The organism is Vibrio sp. 10N.222.52.B7, from assembly GCF_041474275.1.
GTDB classification, from domain to species: domain Bacteria; phylum Pseudomonadota; class Gammaproteobacteria; order Enterobacterales; family Vibrionaceae; genus Vibrio; species Vibrio crassostreae_C.
The window spans coordinates 1-336 of record NZ_JBFRTU010000757.1 but is presented as its reverse complement, the minus strand read 5'-3'; the positions used below and the strand labels follow the sequence as shown (position 1 = coordinate 336).

Here is a 336-nt window from a genome sequence, read left to right as displayed (position 1 = left end):
TCAGTGAACTCACTGTTGGCTCACTTCCAGAAGCAAACGGTAGAGAAATGCTGAACGTCATTTGTTCAGACTCCAACGACGGACTACAAGAAGGGTTGGTGCGGTGGAACATACACTCAGCATTGATAGGTAGGTCATTTTTTAGATTTAAAGAAGCAACGACGACTAGGTCTCCTCCTGGCGATGCGACTTCTTTGTCTTCCCCAGTAAACGGAGAGATATCAGCGCGAGTTACACCATTTCTTTGAACTCGAGCGGTTTGAAGATCAATATTTGACTCGTCAAAGCCATTGAGTTTCCAGCCTAAACCGTTGCCGTAAGAGGCACCATAGGCCA

At 46.4% G+C, this 336-nt stretch carries 1 protein-coding gene; it reads right to left on the bottom strand.

The features are described 5' to 3' along the window. The coding region (locus tag AB4512_RS25155) for a DUF4842 domain-containing protein (RefSeq protein ID WP_372176179.1) at window positions 1-336 on the bottom strand (336 nt) is incomplete at both ends.